This is a genomic window from Nonomuraea africana, assembly GCF_014873535.1.
Classification (GTDB): Bacteria; Actinomycetota; Actinomycetes; order Streptosporangiales; family Streptosporangiaceae; genus Nonomuraea; species Nonomuraea africana.
Genome location: NZ_JADBEF010000001.1, coordinates 7242847 through 7266332, shown reverse-complemented (window position 1 = coordinate 7266332; position 23486 = coordinate 7242847). Strand labels below are relative to the sequence as shown.

19 protein-coding genes and 1 tRNA gene are annotated in these 23486 nt (G+C 68.8%); 14 read left to right on the top strand and 6 right to left on the bottom strand.

The genetic code is table 11. From position 1 onward, the window contains the following. Nucleotides 1–74: 74 nt before the first annotated feature. Nucleotides 75–260, bottom strand: a complete 186-nt coding sequence (locus tag H4W81_RS34520) for a DUF5703 family protein (protein WP_192778628.1) — start codon at nucleotides 258–260, stop codon at nucleotides 75–77. 177 nt (nucleotides 261–437) lie between these two features. On the opposite strand from H4W81_RS34520, the gene topA reads away from it, so the two are divergent. The 9 genes from topA (at nucleotide 438) to H4W81_RS34475 (ending at nucleotide 11300) form a co-directional block, all read left to right on the top strand. Continuing rightward, the gene (gene topA, locus H4W81_RS34515) at nucleotides 438–3104 is read left to right on the top strand and encodes a type I DNA topoisomerase (RefSeq protein WP_192778627.1); all 2667 of its coding nucleotides are present in this window, start codon (nucleotides 438–440) and stop codon (nucleotides 3102–3104) included. Nucleotides 3105–3160: 56 nt separating this feature from the next. Further along, nucleotides 3161–4348 carry a metallophosphoesterase gene (locus tag H4W81_RS34510; RefSeq protein WP_192778626.1) on the top strand — a complete coding sequence of 396 codons (1188 nt, stop codon included), beginning with the start codon at nucleotides 3161–3163 and terminating at the stop codon, nucleotides 4346–4348. 73 nt (nucleotides 4349–4421) lie between these two features. Next, nucleotides 4422–6446: a dTMP kinase gene (gene tmk / locus H4W81_RS34505; protein WP_192778625.1), complete on the top strand. Its 2025-nt coding sequence runs from the start codon at nucleotides 4422–4424 to the stop codon at nucleotides 6444–6446. 10 nt (nucleotides 6447–6456) lie between these two features. Next, nucleotides 6457–7632 carry a DNA polymerase III subunit delta' gene (locus tag H4W81_RS34500; RefSeq protein ID WP_192778624.1) on the top strand — a complete coding sequence of 392 codons (1176 nt, stop codon included), beginning with the start codon at nucleotides 6457–6459 and terminating at the stop codon, nucleotides 7630–7632. A gap of 2 nt (nucleotides 7633–7634) precedes the next feature. Continuing rightward, nucleotides 7635–8063 (top strand): sigma-70 family RNA polymerase sigma factor, encoded by a 429-nt coding sequence (locus H4W81_RS34495; protein WP_225958934.1) that lies wholly within the window; start codon nucleotides 7635–7637, stop codon nucleotides 8061–8063. After that, entirely contained in the window at nucleotides 8060–8707 is a 648-nt protein-coding gene (locus tag H4W81_RS34490) for a permease-like cell division protein FtsX (protein ID WP_192778623.1), read from the top strand. The genes H4W81_RS34495 and H4W81_RS34490 overlap by 4 nt, the downstream gene beginning before the upstream one ends. Nucleotides 8708–8788: 81 nt before the next feature. Beyond that, complete coding sequence (locus tag H4W81_RS34485; RefSeq protein WP_192781223.1) at nucleotides 8789–9634, top strand: PSP1 domain-containing protein; 846 nt, start codon at nucleotides 8789–8791, stop codon at nucleotides 9632–9634. Nucleotides 9635–9736: 102 nt separating this feature from the next. After that, nucleotides 9737–11167, top strand: coding sequence for an alpha/beta hydrolase (locus H4W81_RS34480; RefSeq protein WP_318782177.1), 1431 nt, complete (start codon nucleotides 9737–9739; stop codon nucleotides 11165–11167). 56 nt (nucleotides 11168–11223) lie between these two features. Continuing rightward, nucleotides 11224–11300 (top strand) — tRNA-Thr (locus H4W81_RS34475). A gap of 103 nt (nucleotides 11301–11403) precedes the next feature. On the opposite strand, the gene H4W81_RS34470 is transcribed toward H4W81_RS34475, so the two are convergent. Together H4W81_RS34470 and H4W81_RS34465 are read right to left on the bottom strand one after the other, a co-directional pair. Then, complete coding sequence (locus H4W81_RS34470; RefSeq protein WP_192778622.1) at nucleotides 11404–11709, bottom strand: DUF7677 family protein; 306 nt, start codon at nucleotides 11707–11709, stop codon at nucleotides 11404–11406. Between the two features lie 44 nt (nucleotides 11710–11753). Beyond that, nucleotides 11754–12173: a GntR family transcriptional regulator gene (locus tag H4W81_RS34465; protein ID WP_192778621.1), complete on the bottom strand. Its 420-nt coding sequence runs from the start codon at nucleotides 12171–12173 to the stop codon at nucleotides 11754–11756. A 1628-nt stretch (nucleotides 12174–13801) separates the two neighbouring features. Between H4W81_RS34465 and H4W81_RS34460 the strand changes: the two genes are divergently transcribed. Continuing rightward, a complete protein-coding gene (locus H4W81_RS34460; RefSeq protein WP_192778620.1) occupies nucleotides 13802–14380 on the top strand; it encodes a hypothetical protein in 579 nt (192 codons plus the stop codon). Here H4W81_RS34460 and H4W81_RS34455 read toward each other — a convergent pair. Together H4W81_RS34455 and H4W81_RS34450 are read right to left on the bottom strand one after the other, a co-directional pair. Continuing rightward, nucleotides 14281–15000: an alpha/beta fold hydrolase gene (locus tag H4W81_RS34455; RefSeq protein ID WP_192778619.1), complete on the bottom strand. Its 720-nt coding sequence runs from the start codon at nucleotides 14998–15000 to the stop codon at nucleotides 14281–14283. The genes H4W81_RS34460 and H4W81_RS34455 overlap by 100 nt on opposite strands. 95 nt (nucleotides 15001–15095) lie before the next feature. Further along, nucleotides 15096–15716, bottom strand: a complete 621-nt coding sequence (locus H4W81_RS34450; RefSeq protein ID WP_192778618.1) for an isochorismatase family protein — start codon at nucleotides 15714–15716, stop codon at nucleotides 15096–15098. A 133-nt stretch (nucleotides 15717–15849) separates the two neighbouring features. Here H4W81_RS34450 and H4W81_RS34445 point away from each other — a divergent pair, with 133 nt between their 5' ends. Next, entirely contained in the window at nucleotides 15850–16242 is a 393-nt protein-coding gene (locus tag H4W81_RS34445) for a hypothetical protein (RefSeq protein WP_192778617.1), read from the top strand. Between the two features lie 433 nt (nucleotides 16243–16675). Here the strand turns inward: H4W81_RS34445 and H4W81_RS34440 are convergent, their stop codons facing one another. Next, nucleotides 16676–18226: an acyl-CoA synthetase gene (locus tag H4W81_RS34440; RefSeq protein WP_192778616.1), complete on the bottom strand. Its 1551-nt coding sequence runs from the start codon at nucleotides 18224–18226 to the stop codon at nucleotides 16676–16678. Between the two features lie 1139 nt (nucleotides 18227–19365). On the opposite strand from H4W81_RS34440, the gene H4W81_RS34435 reads away from it, so the two are divergent. The 3 genes from H4W81_RS34435 to H4W81_RS34425 all read left to right on the top strand — a co-directional run bounded on the left by H4W81_RS34435 (nucleotide 19366) and on the right by H4W81_RS34425 (nucleotide 23468). Next, on the top strand, nucleotides 19366–19749 hold the full coding sequence (locus H4W81_RS34435) for a hypothetical protein (RefSeq protein ID WP_192778615.1): 384 nt from the start codon (nucleotides 19366–19368) through the stop codon (nucleotides 19747–19749). 3 nt (nucleotides 19750–19752) lie between these two features. Further along, complete coding sequence (locus H4W81_RS34430; protein WP_192778614.1) at nucleotides 19753–22299, top strand: tetratricopeptide repeat protein; 2547 nt, start codon at nucleotides 19753–19755, stop codon at nucleotides 22297–22299. A gap of 419 nt (nucleotides 22300–22718) precedes the next feature. Continuing rightward, nucleotides 22719–23468, top strand: a complete 750-nt coding sequence (locus H4W81_RS34425; RefSeq protein WP_318782174.1) for an SDR family oxidoreductase — start codon at nucleotides 22719–22721, stop codon at nucleotides 23466–23468. The last annotated feature ends 18 nt before the right edge of the window (nucleotides 23469–23486 follow it).

Here is a 23486-nt window from a genome sequence, read left to right as displayed (position 1 = left end):
ATCGTCCCGGGGTGGGCAAAGGTAGACGCTTTGCCCGTTCTGGGGGGCGCGGCCCCGGAACGGGCAAAGCCATGTCAGAGAGTGCTTCGGACACGGATGATCTTGCGGCGTAGCCGTACATGTCTGCTGCCGTCGGGGTACAGTCGCACCCTGGCCAGTTCCCACTGCCCGTATTCAGCATGTTCGGTCAGCATCTGACGTGCGGCTTCGCGCGAAGTGTCGCGGGGGATATAGACATCCATGTAGGAGTAGGCCAGCACAGCGATTAGTCTCCAGGGTGAGTTAGGGAGCGACGGCACTCACTCGGCCTTATTCTGCGTCCTTGAGTGAGACAGTGAGCCCGGGGGAAGGAAAATCCCCCGACACGGGTTACCTTTCAGATCTGTGCCCGCTCCCGGCAGGGGGATAAGCAAGCGAACAGCGAGGTAGGAAGCAGCGTGCCAGCCAACAACGGCAGCGCCGGCGGAAACCGCCTGGTGATCGTCGAGTCGCCGGCCAAGGCGAAGACGATCGCGGGCTACCTTGGGCGCGGCTACATCGTCGAGTCCAGCATCGGCCACATCCGCGACCTGCCCGAGAAGGCAGATGACATCCCCGAGAAGTACAAGGGGGAGGCATGGGCACGCCTCGGCGTCAACGTCGACCACGAATTCGAGCCGCTGTATGTCGTCAATCCCGACAAGAAGGCTCAGGTCAGCAAGCTCAAGCAGCTGCTGAAGGACGCCGACGAGCTCTACCTTGCCACTGACGAGGACCGCGAGGGCGAGGCCATCGCGTGGCACCTGCGTGAGGTGCTCAAGCCCAAGGTGCCCGTGCACCGCATGGTCTTCCACGAGATCACCCCGCAGGCGATCCGTGACGCCGTGGCCAATCCGCGCGACCTCAACCTCCGGCTGGTCGACGCTCAGGAGACCAGGCGCATCCTCGACCGCCTCTACGGCTACGAGGTCAGTCCCGTGCTGTGGAAGAAGGTCAAGCCGCGGCTGTCCGCCGGCCGCGTGCAGTCGGTGGCGACGCGCCTGGTCGTGGAGCGCGAGCGCGAGCGCATGGCGTTCACCGCCGCCCACTACTGGGACCTGTCGGCGCTGTTCGACTCACGCAAGCCCGAGGAGACGCCGCGCGACTTCACCGCCACGCTGACCGGCGTCGACGGCAAGCGCGTCGCGCAGGGCCGCGACTTCGGCTCCGATGGGCAGCTGAAGAACGCCAACGTCCTTCACCTTTCCGAGCAGGCCGCCGGCGAGCTGGCCGGCCGGCTCAGGGGCGCGTCGTTCGCCGTCAGGTCGGTGGAGCGCAAGCCCTACACCCGCAAGCCGTACGCGCCGTTCAGGACGACCACGCTGCAGCAGGAGGCCAGCAGGAAGCTGGGTTTCTCGGCGAAGTACACCATGCAGGTGGCGCAGCGGCTCTATGAGAACGGTTTCATCACCTATATGCGTACCGACAGCATCACGCTGTCGGAGACCGCGGTCGCGGCCGCCAGGTCACAGGCCATCAAGCTGTACGGCTCGGCGTACGTGCCCGACAAGCCGCGCGTCTACGCCAGCAAGGTGAAGAACGCGCAGGAGGCGCACGAGGCGATCCGCCCCTCGGGCGAGGAGTTCCGCACGCCTGGCGAGACCGGGCTGAGCGGCGACATGTTCCGCCTGTACGAGCTGATCTGGCAGCGCACCGTCGCCTCGCAGATGAAGGACGCGGTCGGCGAGTCGGTCACCGTGAAGGTCGACGGCGGCGGCGCCGAGTTCACCGCCTCGGGCCGCACGATCACCTTCTACGGCTTCCTGAAGGCGTACGTGGAGAGCGCGGACGACCCCGCCACCGACCGCGACGACTCCGAGAAGCGGCTGCCGAACCTGGTGGAGGGCGACGCGCTCGACCTCAGCAGGCTCGACGTCTCCGGGCACTCGACCAAGCCGCCGGCCCGCTACACCGAGGCCTCGCTGGTCAAGGAGCTGGAGGACCGCGAGATCGGTCGTCCTTCGACCTACGCCTCCATCATCGGCACGATTCTCGACAGGGGCTACGTGTTCAAGAAGGGCACCGCGCTGGTGCCCTCCTTCCTGGCGTTCGCCGTGGTCAACCTGCTGGAGCAGCACTTCGGCAACCTCGTCGACTACGACTTCACCGCCGAGATGGAGAAGGTCCTCGACGACATCGCCAACGACAGGGCCGAGCGCGTCCCCGAGCTGCAGCGCTTCTACTACGGCCAGGAGGGCGACGAGGGCCTGAAGGAGATGGTCACCGACCTCGGCGAGATCGACGCCAAGGAGATCAGCTCCTTCCCCATCAGGGGCAGCGACATCGTGATCAGGGTGGGCCGCTACGGTCCCTACCTCGACCGCGAGGGCGTCCGGGTCAACATCCCCGAGGACATGACGCCCGACGAGCTGACCTCGGAGAAGGCCGAGGAGCTGTTCTCCCGCCCGACCGGCGACCGCGAGCTGGGCAAGGACCCGGTGAGCGGGAACATGATCGTCGCCAAGGACGGCCGCTTCGGGCCCTACGTGACGGAGATTCTCCCTGCCGAGCAGGACGAGGACGCTCCGAAGAAGCGGACGAAGAAGGCCGACGCGCCGAAGCCGCGCACCAGCTCGCTGTTCAAGTCGATGTCGCTCGACACCATCACGCTGGACGACGCGCTCAAGCTGCTGTCGATCCCGCGTGTGGTCGGCGAGATCGACGGCGAGGAGGTCACCGCGCAGAACGGCAAGTTCGGCCCCTACATCAAGAGGGGCACCGACTCCCGGTCGATCGGCTCGGAGGAGGAGCTGTTCACGATCACGATCGAGCAGGCCAAGGAGCTGTTCGCGCAGCCGAAGCAGCGCGGTCGTCGCGCGGCCGCCGCCGCGCCGCTGCGTGAGCTGGGCGACGACCCCAACTCCAAGAAGCCGGTCGTGGTCAAGGAGGGCCGCTTCGGGCCCTACGTCACCGACGGGGAGACCAACGCCTCGCTCCGCAAGGGCGACACGGTCGAGGACATCACCATCGAGCGGGCCGCCGAACTGCTGGCCGAACGGCGGGAGCGCGCTCCCGCGCCGAAGAAGAAAGCTCCGGCCAAGAAGGCCACGACCACGACGAAGAAGAAGCCGGCCGCCAAGTCCTGAGAAGACTCTCAGGGGCGTCGGCGCGGGTTGTCGGTGGGGGCTCGTAGCATGGCGCCGTGGTCTTCGGATTGGTGCTGACGCTGGCCGTCGCAGGGGTGCACTACTACCTGTGGCGGCGGCTGGTGCGCGGCACCACCCGTCCGGGCCGGGCCCGCAGGGCGCTCACCTGGTCGCTGGTCGGCCTCGGCGTGCTGGTGCCGGTCACGCTGGTGGCCTCGAGGTCGGGGTTCGCTCACTGGCTGGCCTGGCCGGGCTTCCTGTGGCTGGCGCTCATGTTCTACCTCGTGGTCTTCCTGGCGCTGCTGGAGATCCCGCGGGGCGTGGCGGTGGTGCTGCTGCGCCGCAAGACGCCGGTGGTCCAGGCGCTGACCGTGCCGCCTGCCGTACAAGAGGTGGATCCCGCGGAGCCCGATCTCTGGAGCAGGCGGCTGTTCCTGGGGCGCGCGACGGCCGCGGTAGCGGGCGTCAGCGCCCTGGCCACGGTCGGGTACGGCATCAGCACCGCGCTCGGCGCGCCGGTCGTGGAGCCGGTCAGGATCGCGCTGGCCAGGCTCGACCCGCGCCTGAGCGGGCTGCGGTTCGCGGTGGTCAGCGACATCCACCTGGGGCCGCTGACCGGGCGGCGGCACACCGAGCGGATCGTCCGCATGATCAACGAGCTCGACGCCGACGTGGCGATCGTCGGCGACCTGGTCGACGGCACGGTCGCGGAGCTGGGGCCGCTGGCCGAGCCGCTCAAGGACCTCCAGTCGCGGTACGGGTCCTACTTCGTGACCGGAAATCACGAGTACTACACGGCCAACGGGCCCGGCGAGTGGATGGCCGAGCTCGAGCGGCTCGACGTGCGGCCGCTGCGCAACGAGCGGGTGGAGATCGTCCACAGGGGAGCGGTGCTCGACCTGGCCGGCGTCGACGACGTCACGGGGAGGCCCGACTTCGAGCGGGCGCTGGGCGGGCGCGACAGGTCGAGGGCCTCGGTGCTGCTCGCGCACCAGCCGGTCCAGGTGGCGAAGGCCGCGGGCTACGGGGTCGATCTGCAGCTGTCGGGGCACACCCACGGCGGCCAGATGGTGCCCTTCAACCTGATCGTCCCGATGCAGCAGCCGGTGGTCTCGGGCCTGGCGACCATCGACGGCGTTCGCGTGTACGTCACGAGAGGGGCGGGGTTCTGGGGGCCACCGGTGCGCGTGGGCGCACCTCCTGAGATCACGCTGGCCGAACTCACTCACGAGGGGGGTCTCTAGGTATTACCCTCAGGCCACGAGCAGCCGGGCATATCAGGCTCGCCCCCCGAACCCCCCTGGATACTGTGACACTATGACCATCCGCAGACCGGCCCATGTGCTGGCTATTGCTCCCTTTCGCCGGCTGTGGATGGCCATGTCCGTCTGCAGCCTCGGCGACTGGCTCAACATCCTCGCCCTGACCGCCCTGGCCGGGAACCTCACCGCCGGACAGGGCTTCCAGACGCAGTCCCTGGCCGTCGGCGGCGTCTTCCTCGCCAAGATGCTGCCCGCGATCCTGCTCGGGCCGCTGGCGGGGGCGTTCGCCGACCGCTTCGACCGGCGGCTGACCATGGTCGTGGCCGACCTGTCGCGCTTCGCCCTGGTGCTGACGATCCCGCTGGTCGGCGTCTACCAGTGGGTGATCGTCGCGACCTTCCTGGTCGAGTGCGTGAACCTGTTCTGGGTGCCGGCCAAGGACGCCACGGTGCCCAACCTGGTGCCGAAGGAGCGGCTCGAGCAGGCCAACCAGCTCAACCTGCTGGTGACGTACGGCACGGCGCCCGTCGCTGCGCTGCTGTTCGCCGTGCTCTCGCTGACGGGGGAGCTGGCGGGCTCCGCCGTACCCGCCCTGTCGTGGATGCGGCCGACGGATCTGGCGCTGGGCGTCAACGCGGTCGCCTACCTGGTGTCGGCAGCGCTGATCTTCACGCTGCGCGACCTGCCCGGGCGCGACGGCGGCATCTCCACGCCCTCGGTGCTGAAGCAGATCGTCGAGGGCTGGCGCTTTGTGGGCCGCGACCAGCTGGTGCGCGGGCTGATCGTGGGCATGCTGGGCGCGTTCGCGGCAGGCGGCGCGGTCATCGGTGTCGCGAAGGTCTACGTGGTCTCGCTGGGCGGCGGCGACGCGGCCTACGGTGTCGTGTTCGGCGCGGTCTTCGTCGGCATGGCGGCGGGCATGTTCTTCGGGCCGCGGCTGCTGGCCGGGCTGTCGCGGCGGCGGCTGTTCGGGCTGGCCATCACCGTGGCGGGCCTGACACTGGCGGCGATCGCGCTCATCCACAACCTGGTGATCGTGGTCATGCTGACCGTGGTGCTCGGCGCCTGCGCGGGCATCGCGTGGATCATCGGCTACACCCTCATCGGCCTGGAGGTCGACGACTCCCTGCGCGGGCGGACGTTCTCCTTCCTGCAGTCCACCGCGCGGGTCACGCTCCTGCTCGTGGTGGCGGTGGCCGGGCCTGTCGCGGGCCTGTTCGGCAGCCATCTGGTGGGCTCCTACGTCTTCGACGGCGCCAACCTGGTGCTGCTCCTGGGTGGTGTGTTCGCGATGGTCGTGGGCATGCTGGCGTTGCGCCACATGGACGACAGGCGAGGTGTGCCACTCTCGGAGGACCTGCTCGCCGCGCTGCGTGGCGAGAGCTATTCACCGGGGGTCGTGGAAGAAGTGCCGGGGGTGTTCATCGCCTTCGAGGGCGGCGAAGGTTCGGGGAAGACGACGCAGTCCAGGCTGCTCGCGATCTGGCTGCGTGACCAGGGGTTCGATGTCGTGCAGACGAGGGAGCCCGGCTCGACCAAGGTCGGCATGCGGCTGCGCGCGATCCTGCTCGACGCGGCCGAGAAGGGACTGTCACCCAGGGCGGAGGCCCTCCTCTACGCCGCCGACCGGGCCGAGCACGTGGAGAAGGTGATCAGGCCGGCCCTCCACAGGGGCGCGCTGGTGATCACCGACCGCTACGTCGACTCCTCGCTCGCCTATCAGGGGGCGGGCAGGGCGCTCGACCCCTCCGACGTGTCCAAGGTCAACGCCTGGGCCACGGGCGGCCTCGTCCCGCATCTGACCGTGCTGATCGACACTCCGCCGTCGATCGGGCTGACCAGGCTGGGCGGCGCGGCCGACCGGATCGAGTCCGAGCCGCTCGCCTTCCACGAGCGGGTGCGCAAGGAGTTCCGCTCGCTGGCCGCGGCCGCGCCCGACCGCTATCTCGTGGTCGACGGCACGCTGTCGCAGGAGGAGATCAGCAGGGCCGTCCAGGACAGGGTGCGCGAGATCCTGCCCGACCCGGTGCCGAGCGAGTCCGAGGACATCACCGGCACCATGCCCGCCATCCGCGACTAACCTTGGGCCGGTGAGCGTCTTCGACGACCTGGTGGGCCAGGAGCAGGCTTCAGCCGTACTCTCGCGGGCAGCCCACGCCGCCGCGGAGGCGGTCGCGGGCGGGCGGGGCGCGGGCATGACGCACGCCTGGCTGTTCACGGGACCGCCCGGATCGGGCCGCGAGGACGCGGCGCGGGCCTTCGCCGCCGCGCTGATGTGCCCGTCGGGCGGCTGCGGCCACTGCGACCAGTGCCACCAGGTGATGATCGGCTCGCACCCCGACCTCGAGGCGGTCAAACCCGAGGGGCTGTCCTACAGCGTCAAGCAGACCCGCGAGCTCATCCTGCGCGCTGCGGGCGCGCCCACCCAGGGCCGGTGGCGGGTCATCCTGTTCGAGAACGCCGACCGGGTCACGGAGTCGGCGGCCAACGCGCTGCTCAAGGCCATCGAGGAGCCGCCGCCGCGGACCGTCTGGCTGCTGTGCGCGCCCGCCCCCGACGACATGATCATCACGATCAGGTCCAGGTGCAGGGTCGTCAGCCTCGTCACGCCCTCGGGCGAGGCCGTCGCGCACGTGCTGGCCACCCGCGACGGTGTGCCGTGGGAGATGGCCACCTTCGCCGCGCGGGCCTCCCAGGGAGACCTCGCCCGTGCCCGCCAGCTCGCTCTCGACGAAGGCGTACGGCGGCGCCGCGACGCCGTGCTGGCGATCCCCCGTTCGCTGAGCGGGGTGGGGGAGTGCATCACGGCGGCCGAGCGGCTGGTGAAGACCGCCGAGGAGGAGGCCGCCGCGGCCACCACGCTCCTGAACGAGAGCGAGACGTCAGACCTGCGCAGGCTCTACGGCGAGGGGTCCACGGGCAAGGGCCTGAACAGGGGGCTGGTCAGGGGCGGCGCCGGGGCGTTGAGGGAGCTCGAGGACCGGCAGAAGTCGCGCGCCACCCGCGTGAAGCGCGACTCCCTGGACGGCGCGTTGCTCGAGCTGGTGTCGTACTACCGCGACGTTCTGGCGATGCAGCTCGGGGCGACGGTGGAGCTGGCCAACGACGACCATCGGTTCGAGCTCGACTCGATCGCCAGAGGGTCGACGGCTGAGGAGACGCTGCGGCGGATCGATGTGATCATGCAGTGCAGGGAGCGGCTGGCGGCGAACGTGAACCCCCAGATCGCGGTGGAGGCGATGATGCTGGGCCTGCGCCGCCCCTGAGCTTGGCTCCCCGGGAGTCCTCGGCCCGTCATCTTCCGGTTCCTCGTCTTCCGGCGTTCGCCCGCACCCACGCGGGTCGGGCCAGGCTGCGAGATCCCGACAGCGCGCTGGCCTACGTCCGCTCCGCCGTGCTCAACGGCTGCAGGTCGGTGCTGCGGCGCCGCGCCACGGTGTTCAGACGGCCGGTGCCGTACGAGCCGCCGGTCTGGTCGGCGGAGAGCGCGGCCCTGCTCGGTGAGGAGCGCAGGGAGGTGCTCGTGGCGCTGCAGGGTTTGCCCCAGCGTCAGCGCGAGGCGCTGACGCTGCGCTACTACTTCGACCTCACCGACCAGGAAGTGGCCGCCGCCATGGGCGTGAGCGGGAGCACCGCCCGATCCACCATCGCCAGGGGCCTGTCGGCTCTGGCCCGCGCACTTGGGGAGGACGCATGAACAGCCCGATGGAAGACCGCCTTCGCGATGCCCTGGTCGCGGCCGGCGCCACGATCGAGCACGAGACGGTGACACCGCTGCGAGCACCGGCGGGGGGCCGGCGTTCTCGCGTCGATCTGCGCCTGGTCGCCGTGGCGGCCGCGGTGGCCGGGGTGGCCATGTTCCTCGTGCTCAGACCGATGCACCAGGCGCCTCTTCCCGTGCTGGCGGCGGGCATGGTGCCGGCGAAATGGAGCCAGGGAGAGCCGGAGATCGCGGTGTTTCTCTGCCGGGAGAACTCACCGCTCGTGAGGTGCCTGCAGAGTCCGCCCCCTGACCGCGGCGCGATCAAGCAGGCGCTCCTGGCAAGACCGGAGGTCGAGTCCGTGGTGTTCGAGGATCAGGAGACCGCCTACAGGAAGTTCCAGCAGTCCAGCTCCAGCGGCGAGCTTCGCTCGATCGTCAAGGTCAGCGACATGCCGGAATCGTTCAGGGTGAAGCTGCGGCCGGGCGTCGGCGGCGGGGCGGTGGTCGTCGCGGCGAGTGACCTCGACGGCGTGGCAACGGTGGTCAATCACGCATGCTTCCGCGACCAGGCCGACCTGATCGAGCGCTTCACGTCGGGGGTCTACGACCAGGATGGCGGGGTCTGCACAGCTCCCTAACGGGCAGAGCCTCTCGTAAGGTGGGGGCGGAAGGCCGTACGAACCACGAGGCCGTCAGGAGGCGAGCGCGAGCCCATGGGAATGATCATGGCCGTGAGCTTCACCCGTTACGGAAGGCTCTACTACCTCGACCCCGGCGGGCACACTCCCAAGGTGGGCGACAAGGTGCTGGTGCCCACCGACTCGGGCCCGGAAGTCGCCGAGTGTGTGTGGGCGCCGCAGTACACCAGCGAGGAGATCGACGGCCTGCCCGTGTGTCAGGGGCTCGCGGCTGACGAGCACCTGTCCCGCGACGAGACCAACAAACGCAGGCGCGCCGAGGCCCGAAGCGTCTCCAAGCGGCTCATCAAGCGTCACACGCTGCCGATGAAGGTGGTGGGCGTCGACTACCTCGACAGCGACAACGTCTACACGGTCTACTTCTCGGCCCCGCATCGCGTCGACTTCCGCGCGCTGGTCCGCGACCTGGCTCGTAACCTGCGCGCCAGGGTCGAACTGCGCCAGATCGGACCGCGCGACGAGGCGAGGCTGCAGGGCGGCATCGGACCGTGCGGACGCGACCTGTGCTGCGCCACGTTCCTCAAGGACTTCGAGCCTGTCTCGGTGCGGATGGCCAAGGAGCAGGACCTCCCGGTCAACCCGCTGCGCATCGCGGGGGCCTGCGGTCGGCTCATGTGCTGCCTGAAGTACGAACATCCGCTCTACCAGGAGTTCAGGGCCACCGCACCACGCGTCGGCCTCGCCGTCGACACGCCCGAAGGCGCCGGAACCGTGGTGGGGCACAACGTCCCCTCCGACTCGGTGGTGGTCAGGCTCAACGACGGCGGCCGGAGATGCTCGTGCTCGAAGGCGAGCGTGTGCGGTCCCCGCAAGGCCTACGACTCGACGTACGGAGCCGACGACCGCCCTCCAGCCGACGAGGCGTAGGACCCACCACGGGGCTCGAGGCGGGAGGCGAGGAGGGCGACGGGCGAGGTGAGGAGGCGGCTCGGGCGGTTGTGGCGTCGCGCGGCCGTGATGGGTGTCGCCGTGAGCCTGACGATCACGGCATGCGGCACCGACACCCTGTCTCAAGGCTTCTACGACCAGCGGCCGGCCTGGGACGACTGCGGTGACGGGTTCGAGTGCGCCAAGCTGAGGGTCCCCCTCGACTACCGCCACCCTCGGGGTGAAGAGCTCGCCATCAGCGTGATCCGCCTCCCCGCCACCGGCGACCGCCTCGGCTCCATTGTGATCAACCCCGGCGGTCCGGGCGGATCCGGCATCGACTACGGGAGGGCCGCGCGATCGGTGCTCAGCCCCCAGGTGCGCGACCGGTTCGACGTCGTCGCCTTCGACCCGCGCGGCGTCGGCGAATCCGCGCCGGTGGAGTGCCTGAGCGACAAGGGGCTCGACGCCTTCCTCGCCCTCGACGCGACCCCCGACTCCCCGGCCGAGCTGGCCGCTCTGGAGGAGGGCTCCCGCAGGTTCGCCGATGGCTGCCAGGCCATGTCGCCGCGCCTGCTGCCCCACATCGGGACGGCGAACGCCGCCCGCGACATGGACGTGCTCCGCGCCGCCCTCGGCGACGAGCGCCTGACCTACCTGGGCAAGTCGTACGGCACCTACTTGGGCGCCATGTACGCCGACCTGTTCCCCACCAGGGTGCGTGCGCTCGTCCTCGACGGGGCCGTCGATCCCGCCCTGAACCGCGTCGAGCTGAACGAGGGGCAGGCGGAGGGCTTCTCCGTCGCGTTCAAGGCCTACGCCGAGCACTGCTTCGCCATCCCCGACTGCCCGCTGACGAGCCGTACGGTGGACGGGGCGGTGGCCGAGCTCACGTCCCTGCTGCGCCGTACCGACGAGGAACCCCTGCGGGGAGACGGACGCTCGGTCACCGAGGCTCTGGCCACGCTGGGCGCGCTGACGCCGCTCTACGACCGGCGCACGTGGCCCGTGCTCACGGAGGCGCTCCGCCAGGCCTCGACCGGCGAGGGCGAGCTGCTCCTGCACAGCGCCGACCAGCTCGTCGGACGGGCGCGGGACGGCACCTACTCCAACCAGACCGAGGCCAACATGGCCGTCAACTGCGTCGACAGCCCCTACCCCGGCAAGCTCTCCGCCTTCGCGACGGCGGCGAAGGCGGCCGAACGGCGCGCGCCGGGGTTCGGGGCGTACGTGATGTGGGGCTCGCTGCCGTGCGCCTTCTGGCCCGTCCCCGCCGCGGAGCCCAACCGACCGCTGGCGGCGCGCGGCGCGCCCCCGATCCTGGTCGTGGGCACCACGCGAGACCCCGCCACGCCGTACGGCTGGGCCCGCGCGATGGCCGCGCAACTGGAGTCGGGTGTGCTCCTCACCCTGGACGGCGACGGCCACACCGCGTACCTGAACGGCTCGTCCTGTGTGGACGGAACGGTGGACGCATACCTGGTGTGGGGGCGGATTCCGAGGGATGGCATGCGGTGTCCGGAGATCGAGTGATCGGAGGGCGCGAGGACCCCTCCGGCTCCTGTAGACTTCAACACGCCGTATGGCGCGCCGCCTTAGCTCAGTCGGCCAGAGCACTTCACTCGTAATGAAGGGGTCTCGGGTTCGAATCCCGAAGGCGGCTCCAGGTCAAAGGCCCCCTGAGAGATCTCAGGGGGCCTTTGGGTGTCTAACTGGGTGTCTATTGCCTGCAGGTTCGAAGTGAGCACGGGCCGGGACCGCTGGCGGCATCAAGGGCCGATCAAACGGGTCTCCCACTCTTCGAACGGGGGGTCGACCACGTAGCTAGGATCGCAGTATCGGCGGATCCATTGGGCTACCCGGTACTGGGCGTGTCCGTCGTCTACCAGACCATCTTCATCGATCTCCAGCACGTTGGTGTAGATGGTGAAGACCATCTCCAGCGTGGAGCCGAAGTCAACCAAGGCTGGCCTGTAGTCGATGTCCTCGAGCAACTCCATGTCTAGGGTTCCGTTGGCGAGGTAGAAGGCGAAAAAGCGCAGGCTGGATCGGACTTCTTCGGGAAGCTTGGCCATAGCCCATTATCGAGTGGGCGAGCCAGACTCTTGTCTTGGGCGCGTCACTGATCGTCCGTCAACGGGCCAGCGTCGATCGCTGACCGCGCCAGCACCTCAGTGCGGCCGTCGGCGTAGGTAATGACCAACACCGGTTCACCCTCGGGCACGCTCAAGGCCGTACGCTCCTTGGCTGTCGGCATTCGTGCAGTGATCCTCGCGGGCTTTTCGAGGCTTACCACCGTCAGCTCCGGCGGCTTCCGCACGGTACTGCCGCGCCGGTTCTCCGTATCGATGAGCCCCTCAGCCCGCAGCAGTCGAAGCGCCTGGCGGACCGTGGCCTTACCGGTGCCGAACTCCTCCGCCAGGGCATCCTCGTTCTTGAGCTTGTCTCCGGGCCGTAGCTCGCCCTCTTCGATCTGGGCGCGCAGAAGGTCGGCCACCTGCCGGTAGAGCGGCGTGAATGAGTTCGGATCAACCTGCACCGTCCCATGATTCTGGCGCTATAGCGCTCCTGCACCTTTACGCTATTGCGTAATAGCCCAACCATAGAGGTGTGCTGACCCACTCCACACGGGAAGCCTTGCCTGACCACAGCCCTTCGCGTGCCCTACATCACGGCCTGGTTCGAGGAGACCGTGCCGCACCCTCTCGGGTTCGCGTGGGCTGACGAAGCGGCTGGACTCCGGCTCGCCTACGCAGACCCACGCCCACAGGACTGGATGTACGGCGTCCTATGGGCTCGGCAGGGGCTCTCAACACGAGGGCGCCCAGAGTGGAAGTTGGTGAACACCCTCAGATAGCGACGATGCATGCTTCACCGGTTGTGCCAGGTGTGCGGAGACTCCGCCGTTGACCGTGCCACTGGCCGAATCTGGTGGCTGCTGGCCGACGGGCCCAATGGCGCGCCGGGAACGGCCGGGTACACGAACGCGCCCCCAACCTGCTTGACCTGTATCCCCGACGCGCTGGTCTCATGTCCACGCTTGCGGCGGGGAGCGGTCGTCTATTCCGTCGGCGGCAGTGAGCCCTACGGCGTGGTGGCGGACCTATTCGAGCCTTCCACCGGCGGAAGGGCAATCCAGGTTCAGCGCAACGTCTCGATCCAGCTCGATGAGTTCAGGAGGCTTGAACACGCTTTGGCCAAGCAGCTTCTCGTACTGCTGAGCGATCTGGAGCGAGAGCCCGCCGGGGCAGTGAGGTAGGAAGTGTCCCTGCTGTCCCCGAACGAGTGCTGACCAGGGGAAACGCTGAGAACGTCCGGGGACACTGTCGGGGACAGGCTGTCCCCCTGTCCCCGGCTACAGTGTGAAGTCTGAGTTCCGTAGCGGTGCTTCGCGCGCCTTGTCCGCGCTTCGCGCTGGGACGCTTCGCGTCCAGGAGCGGCTGAACCATTCTGGGGGGATCACCGGGCGCAGTCATCGTGAGCCGTGCCGGACATGTAGGCCCCTCCCTGCTGCATCTCGAGATCAACCCCAAAAGATGGTGCAGCCGCTTTTGGGCGCGAAGCGTCCCAGCGCGGAGCGCCCAAGGGGCGCGCGAAGCGCCTTCTTTGCTTTGGGCTCTGGGTGTCTAACTGGGTGACAACGACGGAAGTCGATCGCGGACGTAGGTGGACGCCGACGGACGGTCCGATGCTGGCCGTAGAGGGCTATCTCAATCATCGAACCTATGTTCGATTTTGCTCCGTAATGAAGGGGTCTCGGGTTCGAATCCCGAAGGCGGCTCCAGGTGAAAGGCCCTCTGTGATGATCACAGGGGGCCTTTGGCTAACACCCTTGCTGACAGAGCCTTAGTCGATCTTCGGTAGCTCCATCCTCTGGACTCGCGGCTAACAGGGATCAGAATCAGGTGTCGTAGTGGCCTGGCGGGGTGGCCAGCTCATCCTCAGCGACGGTGAGGGCGAACGCAGAGCCTCGCTGCTCGTAGTCCCAGCCGCGCGAGACAGCTCGCCGGAGCCGCGACGATGTGAACGGGGACGCCAGCCAGGAGCAGCATGGTCGCGTGCAGGTGGCGGAGGTCGTGTAGGCGGATCATCGGGAGCTTGTCGGCGGTGGTCTTGTTGTGGGCCTCGATTAGCTTGCGGGGCAAGTTCGTGACCGTGGTGGGGTAGATGGGGCCGCCCCAGGCGGTCAGGAAGACGTGGTCATACGCCCTGCGCACGGTGCAGGGCTTCATCGAGTCGCTGCTGACCACCATCCAGTTCCGGGCGGTCGAGGCCGGGGCGGCGGTGCCGGCGATGGTGCGCGCCGCTGCGGCGATGGCCAAGAACCACCGCCGCCACGGCCCGGCGAACATCGCCGACCACGATGAACTGATTCCCGGATCGTGGCGGCCGTTGATCTACCGCAACCTCGACCTCCCTGAAAGGCACATCGACAAGGCCGCGTTCGTGCTGTGCGCCCTCATGCACTGGCACCAGGGGTTGCGGCGGCGGGATGTGTTCGCCGAGGGCTCGGATCGATGGAGCGACCCGCGGGCCCGACTGCTGGGCGGGGATGCGTGGGACCAGGGGCGGCCACGCGTGCTGACCTCGCTAGCACTGGAACCAGCCGGGCATCTTGCCGAGATGGCCAGTGCGCTGGAAAGTGCCTACGCCCGGGTGCTGGACGGGCTGGGCGCCGACACCGCCCTGACGAACTCGTGGATTGTCCGGGTGAACAGCTCGGGCTGCTCGAGATTCCAGATGTGACCGGCGTTCGGGATCACCCGGTGTTCGGCGCCGTGAATGCCGGCGGCGATCTCCTCGGCATGCGGCAGGTTGGCCTTGTCCTTGGCTCCGTTGAGCACGAGGGCCGGGACCTTGATCTCGCCGAGTCGGTCGCGCAGATCGAGCCGGCCCAGCTCCGCCAGTCCCGCGAGGATGGTGGCCTTCCCCGCGTGGCGCAGGTCCTGGGCGGCCTGGTCCAGGTGTTCGGCCTTGCCTCCGGCGTACATGCCCTTGAGGATGCTCACGATCAGCCCCTCCGGCATCAGGCGCACCATGAGGCGTTGCACAGCGTCTCCGCGCCCGCCGTGTGCCGTACCCCCGGACAAGATCAAGCCAGCGACCTGAGCTGGCTCGGCCAGCGCGACCAGCAGCGCCACGCTGACCGAACCGGAGACAGCCACGAGGTGGACGGGCTCGGCCTCGCCAAGGATCACCGAACGAATCGATGCGACTGCCCGTTCCAGCGAGAACGGTCCCGGCGTCGCGCCGTGACCGGGTAGGTCAGGAGCGAGCACCCGATGGCTGTCTCCCAACTGGCGGATCTGCGGCTGCCAGGCGCGCCCGCTGGATCCGAACGCGTGCATGAAAACGATGACCGCCATTTCGCGGCTCCTTCCTCTGGTTACGTGGGCCTGCTCCGCTCAGGATCGCGAGTGAATTCCGACTCTGGTCTCAAGGCGGGCAGGCCACACCGGGGTCAGCGGCTGTAGGCCGCGGCGAGCTGTCCGACGAGGGTGGCGAACGGCATGTCGAGGTCGCCGTAGACCTCGCCGGCGATCGGGTGCGCGTTGTCGGCGAGGATCTCTACGGCGAGCGTGGCGTAGTCGCTCACGATCACACCCGCCTGCTGCAACCGGAGGAGCCCGGTCTCCCGCTTGGTCCGGGAGAAGGTGCCACAGGCGTCGACGGCCACGTAAGCGTCATAGCCTGCCGCGGTCGCGGAGATCGCGGGAAACGCGGCGCAGACCTCGAGTGAGATCCCCGCGATGAGGAGTTTGCTGCGTCCGGTCGCCTCGACGGCGTCGCGTACCCGGTCGTCCTGCCAGGCGTTCACCGAGCTCCGGTCGATCACCTTCAGCTCCTCGGGGAGTACGGCCTGCAATCCAGGGATGAGCGGTCCCCACATGCTGTCAGCGGCCGTGGTGGTGACGACGATCGGCAGCTTCAGGCGCAGTGCGGCCTTGGCCAGGCTTGTGACGTTGTGCTTCAGCTCGCTCACGGTAATGTCGCGCACCCCGGTGAACAGCCCGATCTGGTGGTCCACCAGCAGGAGGGCGGCGTTGTCCGCGGTCAAGGGGGTGTGGAATCGGTCCTGCATTTCTGCCTCTCTCTTCTGATCGTCACGGTTGGTGACGCGCATCCAGCCTCGATGCGCGGGCCTGCTGGAACAATCGCGATCTGGCTCACCATTGGTGAGCAATCTTCACCAATGGGGCGCAGGCAGTCCGTCGGTGACAACCTTCCAGGCGGCACTCGCTCTGGTGGCGGCGGGCAGGGCGGTGGTCCCGCTCACCTGCCAGGCCACCCGCTACTACGGGCCGGACATCGCCTACATCCCCATCGCGGACGCGCCGGAGGCCGCCTGCGGCTGGTCTGGAACACCACGAGGGAGAACGCCAGGATTCGCGCGTTCGCCGGCCTCGCCGCCCGCGCTTGAGCCCTGGATGCGGCGCGCGACGCGGCGCGGGCCGCTGGCCGACGTGGTCGGCATCGACGAGTTACGAGACATGGGTCGACCGCCACACCCACCGGTTCGTCAGCGTGGACCGCGGGGCAACCTTCACCGTCCCGCCGATGCCGGGGAACGCCTGGCGATGTTCTCCCATGAGCGCGAGGCGAGCTGACAGGACGCGCATCTGCTGGCGCAGGGCGACTACGACGTCCAGGTCACCGACTCCCGCTGGCCGGTCTTCTGCGTTCAGGCTAGAGCTGGGGCACGTCTGACGAGCCATAGCCGGTGATCTCTTACGGCTAAGGCGGCCGCTGGCTGCCCCACGTTCCTTGAGGGCCAGACGGGAGAATCGGCTGAATGCAGCCTGGAAAGGGTGCCCGCATGGAACTGCGGCAACTGCGCTGGGCGTGCGCTGGTGCAAGCCGCTGCCCTTGCTCGCTCAAGGGGCCGGCTGGTGGCCGCGATGAGCAGCAAGAGCCGCATCGCATAGCAAATCCTCGCCACTCACACACGGTAACGATGAGGTCTGGGCTGATCAATGACTCGGACAAGCACGGGTCGCAACAGGCTCAGGGTGTAGCCGATCACTTCATAGATCAGTCCTGTCAGCCGACTTGCCGATCGCTGTCGTCCCAGTACTTTCCGCGCAGCTCGCGCTTGAGAATCTTGCCCGCGCCAGAGATGGGGAGTGCCTCGACGAACTCGCAGGTGCGGGGGGCCTTGTAGCCGGCGATGAGGCCCTTCGCGTGCGTGCGGATCTCCTCGGCGGTCGCGGTGGCGCCCGGCTGGAGGACGATGATGGCGTGGACGCGCTCGCCCCACTGCTCGTCCGGTACGCCGATCACCGCGCAGGCGGCGACCGCCGGATGCTGCGAGACGGCGTTCTCCACCTCGGTGGAGTAGACGTTCTCCCCGCCCGTGACGATCATGTCCTTGATCCGGTCGACGATGTACAAGTACCCCCCCTCGTCCATGTAGCCCCCGTCGCCGCTGTGCATCCAGCCGTCGCGCACCACGGCGGCGGTCTCGTCCGGATCGTTCCAGTAGCCGAGCATCACATGGCCGCCACGGACGATTACTTCGCCGACGGTGCCGCGCGGTACCTCGTTGCCGTCGGCGTCCACGATCCGTACCTCGCAGTGTGTGGCGGCCCGTCCCGCACTGCGCAGTAGCCTGCCCCCCGCCACGTGGTCTTCGGCCCTCAGCAGGGTCGCCGTCGACGCCAGCTCCGTCATCCCGTAACCCTGGGTGAACCCGGCCGCCGGGAACTCCTTCATGGCGCGAGTGAGGACGTCCTCGGAGATCGGCGAGGCCCCGTAGATGATCGAGGTCATGCTCGACAGGTCGTAGGAACCGAGTTGAGGGTGATCCACCAGGGCCTGGATCATCAAGGGGACCATCAATGCCGAGGTGACTTCATGCTCCTGGACGGCCTTCATGACGCTCACCGGGTCGAACGCCGGAACCATGACATGGGTGCCGCCGACCAGGTACTGCCCGATCCATGCCGCCAGGCCGGCGATGTGGAACAGCGGGGCGGAGTGGAGCATCCGCCCGCCCGGCACCGCGGGGCCGCCCTGCGCCACGGAGCCCATCACAGAAACCAGCATGTTGGCATGGCTGAGCATGACGCCTTTGGGACGTCCACTTGTGCCCCCGGTGTAGAACAGGCCGGCCAGGGAGTCTCCGCCCAGCCGAAGGTCGGCGACCGGGTCGGCGTTCGTGATCAGCTCTTCGTATGGCGTCATCCCATCGGGAGTGGCGCCGTCCCCGCAGTGGATCACGGTGGCCAGGTCCGGGCAGTAGTCGCGCAGCGCCGGGACATAGGCGGCGAAGAGGTCGTCCACCAGCAGGACCGTGGTCTCGGACTCGCTCAGCGAGTATCCGATCTCCACCGGGTTCCAGCGGATGTTGACCGGGTTCACCGCGCCGCCCACCCACCAGACGGCCAGCAGGTACTCGTGGTAGCGGTCGGAGTTGAGCGACAGCATCGCGACCCGGTCTCCCTTGGTCACGCCCAGCTCGCGCAGCGCCCCGGCGAGCCGGGCGACGCGGTCCGCGCTCTCCCGCCAGGTGCGCACTCGGTCTCCGCAGATGGTGGCGGGCAGGTCCGGCGTCAGCTGGACGGCTCGGTGCAGTCCTTGAGTGAGATACACAGGTCTCCTCCTGAGAGAGGTCAGGTCACCGGGGTCGGTTCACCTGGAATGGCATGTCAAAACGGCGCCGAAGCACGCGCAGGCCGATCGTGCGTGGCACTTTCCCGGGGGGCGGCGAGGATGGGGCCGGACCGCAGGGAGGCTAACGCCGGTGATCGCTCACTTACGAGGGCGAGAAGCAGGCCATTCGGTGCTCACTTGTGCTCACTGGATCCGGGCGAACCGTACGAAGTCCTGGGACGAACCGCAAGACCCGGCGCGCCTCCGGGCCGGCGTGTTCGGTGACGAGCCTGCTGCGGGTGAGCGGGGATGAGGTGTTCGACGCGATCAGCGAGGAGCGGGAACCGACAGGAACGGCTCGCCCCGAGCACCCCGATCCTGGATGCGCCCATCGAGGTGACCCGGCCCGATCGAGCTGCGGCTGTACGCGTGGTCGTCGGCTACACCGACGCCATCGGTGGTCTTTGCGCACGCGTGCGGCCGCGGCGAACAGGCGTTTGGGTTCGTAGCGGTCGGTGGGGCGATCTGACGGAAGGGTCTCCCGGGAACGGGCAATCACTGTTATCCATGTTCCCCGCCAAGAGAGAACCTTGCATGACTATGTCCCTCGACGGAGCGGTCGCCGACCCCGAGCGATAATCAAGCGGCTCGGCTGGACCGACGAGGCGCCTCGAGGTTGAACTGCACGGCGGCGCGCCAGACAGGACGGGCTTGATGTGGTCCGCGATCATCGCCGAGTGCTCGGGGTGATCGCGGTCCACGAGGTAGGCCGCGAGCGGGGCAGCGGCGACGTAAAGGGGGACGCCCTCCAAGAGCAGTGCAGATGCCTCGATCAGCTTGCCGGGGCTGGTTCGTGACCGTGGCCGGGTAGATGGGGGCGCCCAGGTGATCAGCCGAGCCGTCTTCTCGACTTCCTGGATCAGGAGGACGTGGAAGAGCTGGGAGGCGACCGGTGGGAGGACCATCCAGACGAGAGCCGTGATTTCGGCGAAGCCGTTGTCGGGAGGGGCGGGTTACCTTTCTCTTGACGAGGTGTGGTGGTCGCATCGCCCGGGGGTCGGTGCCGTCCAGAGGGGTGTCTCATGAGCGGGGAACTCGTAGCGTTAGTCGGTACGGCGTCGCCTTACGTGGTGGCGGCGGTGAGTGCGTATGGAGGAGCGGTCCTCGGGCGGGTGCAGGAGGACGCGGCCGACGCCACGGTGCAGTGGGGGCGGAAGATCCTTCAGCGGTTCTTCGGCGCCGAGCCCGAGCAGGCAGAGGTGCCCAGGGAGCTGGAAAGGCTGATCCGAGACCCTGACAACGCTGACTTCCAGGCCGCGTTGCGGGTCTACCTGGCGGAGCAGTTGCAGGAGGACCCGCAGCTGGCCGACGACGTGCGCGACATGCTGGAGCAGGCCGAGACCGCCACCGGCCACACGGTCGCAGGCAACATGGTGACCGCGTCGAATCGCGGGGTGGCGGCGGGTCGTGACATCACCGGGCCGGTGACCACGGGAGACGACTCGTCCATCACCGGAGGCTAGGCCATGACCCAGCAGGGGGAGCGGCTCACCGCATCGAATCGCGCGGTGGCGGCGGGCCGTGACATCACCGGGCCGGTGACCACGGGCGATGGTTCGCCGATCGACGCGAGGACGGCTCGACTGGAGCCGGGAAGTTTGCTGGCGCCCGGGCAGGTCGACGTGGCCGCTCCGATCAGGTTCCTTCAGGAGCCCCGCGCGGCGGAGTTCGTCGGACGCGAGGACGCGCTGACGGCCTTGGAACAGATGCTCGCCGGCGACGGCGAGCAGGTGGTCATTCGCCAGCTCGTGCGCGGGATGGGGGGCGTGGGCAAGTCAGAACTGGTCCGGCACTACGCCCACGCCCATCAGGCCGGCTACCCGGTGGCCTACTGGATCACCGCGGACACGGTGGAGAACATCGAGAAGGGGTTCGCCGCGCTGGCCGCGGAGATCCACCCGCCCATCGCACTGGTCGGGGACGTGCGGGAGGCCTCCCAGTGGGCGCTCGGCTGGCTGCGCGCCCATCCGGGATGGCTCGTCGTGCTGGACAACGTTGATGATCCCGCCGCTGTGCGGCCCTGGCTCGACCACCTGGCCGCCGGCCATGTTCTGATCACCACGCGCCGTGACGTGCACTGGCCGGGAACCCGCGTCGTCTCCCTGGACGTCCTGGACGAACGCTCATCGGTAGAGCTGATCACCAAGGTCGGCGGGTGCGAGAGGCCGCAGGACCACGCGGATGTGGCGGCGATCGCCGCTGAGCTCGGTCACCTGCCGCTGGCGTTGGAACAGGCCGCCGCCTACATCCGCCAATCGCACAAGAGTCCCGGCCGCTACCTGGCGCGGCTCCGCCGTCATCCGGCCCGGATGTATGCCACGTCGACGGCGGGGGGCAGCGCCGAACAGACGATGGCGCGCCTGTGGGACACCCACCTGGAGGCCGTCCGCGAGCGTGCGGACCTGAAGGCGGAACACCTGCTGCGCACGCTGGCGTGCTACGCCCCGGACAACGTCCCCCGCACTCTGTTGATAGGGGACGCCGACGACCTGGATCTCGATGACGCGTTGGAGCTGCTCGCCTCCTACAGCATGATCACGCGGGAGGGGGAGGAGCAGGAGACGGTGAGCATGCACCGGCTCTTCCAATCGGTGATCTACAACGGCCTGGACTACCACGACCCGCGCAGCCACGCCGCGCGCGAGAGCGCCCTCGCCCGTCTGAGTCAGGCGCTCCCGGCCGACCCGCATTCCAACGTGGCGGGCTGGCCCCTCTGGCGTGATCTCCTCCCGCATGTGAACGCGCTCGTTCTTCGCTACCGGCAAGGAAGCGAACCAGAGGAACTCGGCAGGGTCCTCAATCAGGCCGCCCTCTTCTCCTCCACACAAGGCCGGCACCAGCATGCCCGGGACTTCTCCAGCCGAGCGCTGGCCATCGCCGAGGCCGCGCTGGGTCCCGATCACCCGGACGTCGCCACCTGCTTGGGGAATCTGGCGTCGAGCCTCCGCGATCTTGGTCGGGCGAGTGAGGCGGTGCCCTTGTTCCAGCGAGCGCTGGCCATCACCGAGGCGGCGCTGGGCCCTGGTCACCCGGATGTCGCCATCCGGTTGGGGAATCTGGCGGTGAGCTTCCGCGATCTGGGCCGGGTGGGTGAGGCGGTGCCCTTGTTCGAGCGGGCGCTGGCCATCACGGAGGCCGCGCTGGGTCCTGGCCACCCGTACGCGGCCATCTGGTTGGGAAATCTGGCGGCGAGCTTCACCGCCTTGGGCCGGGCAGGTGAGGCGGTGCCGTTGGAGCGGCGGGCGCTGGCCGTCACCGAGGCGGCCCTGGGCCCCGACCACCCGACCGTGGCCACCTTGCTGGGGAATCTGGCGTCGAGCTTGCACGCGCTGGGTCGGGCCGGTGGGGCGGTGCCCCTGTCCGAGCGGGCGCTGGCCATCACGGAGGCGGCGCTGGGCCCTGACCATCCGGACGTGGCCATCCGGTTGGGGAATCTGGCGGCGAGCCTTCGGGATCTGGGCCGGGTGGGCGAGGCGGCGCGGTTGGAGGAGCGGGCGCTGGCCATCGCCGAGGCGGCGCTGGGCCCTGACCACCCGGACGTGGCCACCTGCTTGGGGAATCTGGCGGTGAGCCTTCGAGTTCTGGGCCGGGCAGGTGAGGCGGTGGAGTTGGAGCGGCGGGCGCTGGCCATCTCCGAGGCGGCGCTGGGACCCGATCATCCCGACATGGCCCTCCGGGTGGGGAACCTGGCGGTGAGCCTTAGCGATCTGGGCCGGACAGGCGAGGCGGTGGAGTTGGAGCGGCGGGCGCTGGCCATCATCGAGGCGGCGCTGGGCCCTGATCACCCGACCGTGGCCATCCGGTTGGGGAATCTGGCGGTGAGCCTTCGAGTTCTGGGCCGGGCAGGTGAGGCGGTGGCCCTGTTCGAGCGGGCGCTGGCCATCACCGAGGCGGCGCTGGGCCCCGACCATCCGCAAGCAAAGACCCTGCGGCAGAGCATTTCTCACACGTTGGACGGCATGTGCGGCTGTGGATCGGGAAAAAGGTTCAAACATTGTCACGGCCGCCGCTGAACGATCCGGAGCAGGGGCCCGGCAGTGACTCAAGTACGGCTCGAGCGATCAGGTCTAGGCTCCTCCGCGAACTCGTCGTCCTCGAGAGCGGGAGATCCGGATGTCGACTCCTCGCTGCGGAAAAGCCGTACTCACCCATGAGGACGGCGGGGTGACGATCGACACTCGAGGGAGGTCGTCGAGAACGAGGACCAGCCGCGGGCGCTCTGGAGCATGTGCTGATCTCCGGCCAGGTCAGGCCGGGCGTCCTCGTCGACGACCCGTCGTGGAAGGACCTGGGCGGCCCGGAAGGCCGGCCCCCCGCCGGGTGATGAAGCCGGTGGGCGGGCGAACGGCGCCGGGCCTGCCGGAGTTCTGAGGGCGTTGACTTCGCGGGCAGGGCCGGGGACTCTGGCGGGGTGGAAGGCACTGTCGCTGTCGTGACCGGAGCCGCCCGAGGCGTCGGGCGCGGCGTCGCCCTCGTGCTCGGCGAGACCGGGGCGACCGTCTACGTCACCGACCGCGAGAGCCGTGACCACCGCCACTCGCAGCTGCCCGGCACCGTCGAGGACACCGCCGAGCAGGTGACCGAGCGAGGCGGGCACGGCATCCCCGTGCGGGTCGACCACGCCGACGACAAGGCCGTCGAGTCGCTGTTCGACCGGGTCCGCGACGAGCAGGGCGGTCTGGATCTGCTGGTGGCCAACGCCTGCGACGGCAACGCCCTGCCCTTCGCCGGTGGCCCGTTCTGGACGCTCCCGCTCGAGCACTGGCACAACATGATCGACATCGGGGTTCGCAGCCACCTGGTGTCGGCCTGGTATGCGGCGCCGCTGCTGATCGAGCGGCGCGGGCTGGCCGTTCTGACCGGGTACGCCGATCCTGACGCCGAGGTGATCGCCGGCCACCTCTTCTACGACCTGGCGATGACGAGCGTCAGCCGCCTCGCCCGCTCGCTCGCCCATGACCTGCGTCCGCACGGGGTCACCGCGCTCGCGGTGTCTCCCGGGTTCACGCGCACCGAGGCGATCACGGCGGCGCTCGGCGAGGACGTGCCGGGCGCCGACTCGATCGAGTTCCCGGGGCGCGCCGTCCGTGTCCTGCTGGAGGACCCCGAGGTGGGACGGCACGCGGGCCGAACACTGCGCGTCGCCGACCTGGCCAGGGAGTACGGCTTCAGCGACGTCTGACCGTCGACGCCATGCCGG

Excerpts from the sequence above, each read along its gene's own strand:
- H4W81_RS34455 (WP_192778619.1), bottom strand. The coding sequence starts at position 15,000 with ATGGCGGTCATCGTTTTCATGCACGCGTTCGGATCCAGCGGGCGCGCC.
- H4W81_RS34470 (WP_192778622.1), bottom strand. The coding sequence starts at position 11,709 with ATGGCCAAGCTTCCCGAAGAAGTCCGATCCAGCCTGCGCTTTTTCGCC.
- H4W81_RS34430 (WP_192778614.1), top strand. The coding sequence starts at position 19,753 with ATGACCCAGCAGGGGGAGCGGCTCACCGCATCGAATCGCGCGGTGGCG.
- H4W81_RS34490 (WP_192778623.1), top strand. The coding sequence starts at position 8,060 with ATGAACAGCCCGATGGAAGACCGCCTTCGCGATGCCCTGGTCGCGGCC.
- tmk (WP_192778625.1), top strand. The coding sequence starts at position 4,422 with ATGACCATCCGCAGACCGGCCCATGTGCTGGCTATTGCTCCCTTTCGC.
- H4W81_RS34450 (WP_192778618.1), bottom strand. The coding sequence starts at position 15,716 with ATGCAGGACCGATTCCACACCCCCTTGACCGCGGACAACGCCGCCCTC.
- H4W81_RS34460 (WP_192778620.1), top strand. The coding sequence starts at position 13,802 with ATGGGGCCGCCCCAGGCGGTCAGGAAGACGTGGTCATACGCCCTGCGC.
- H4W81_RS34485 (WP_192781223.1), top strand. The coding sequence starts at position 8,789 with ATGATCATGGCCGTGAGCTTCACCCGTTACGGAAGGCTCTACTACCTC.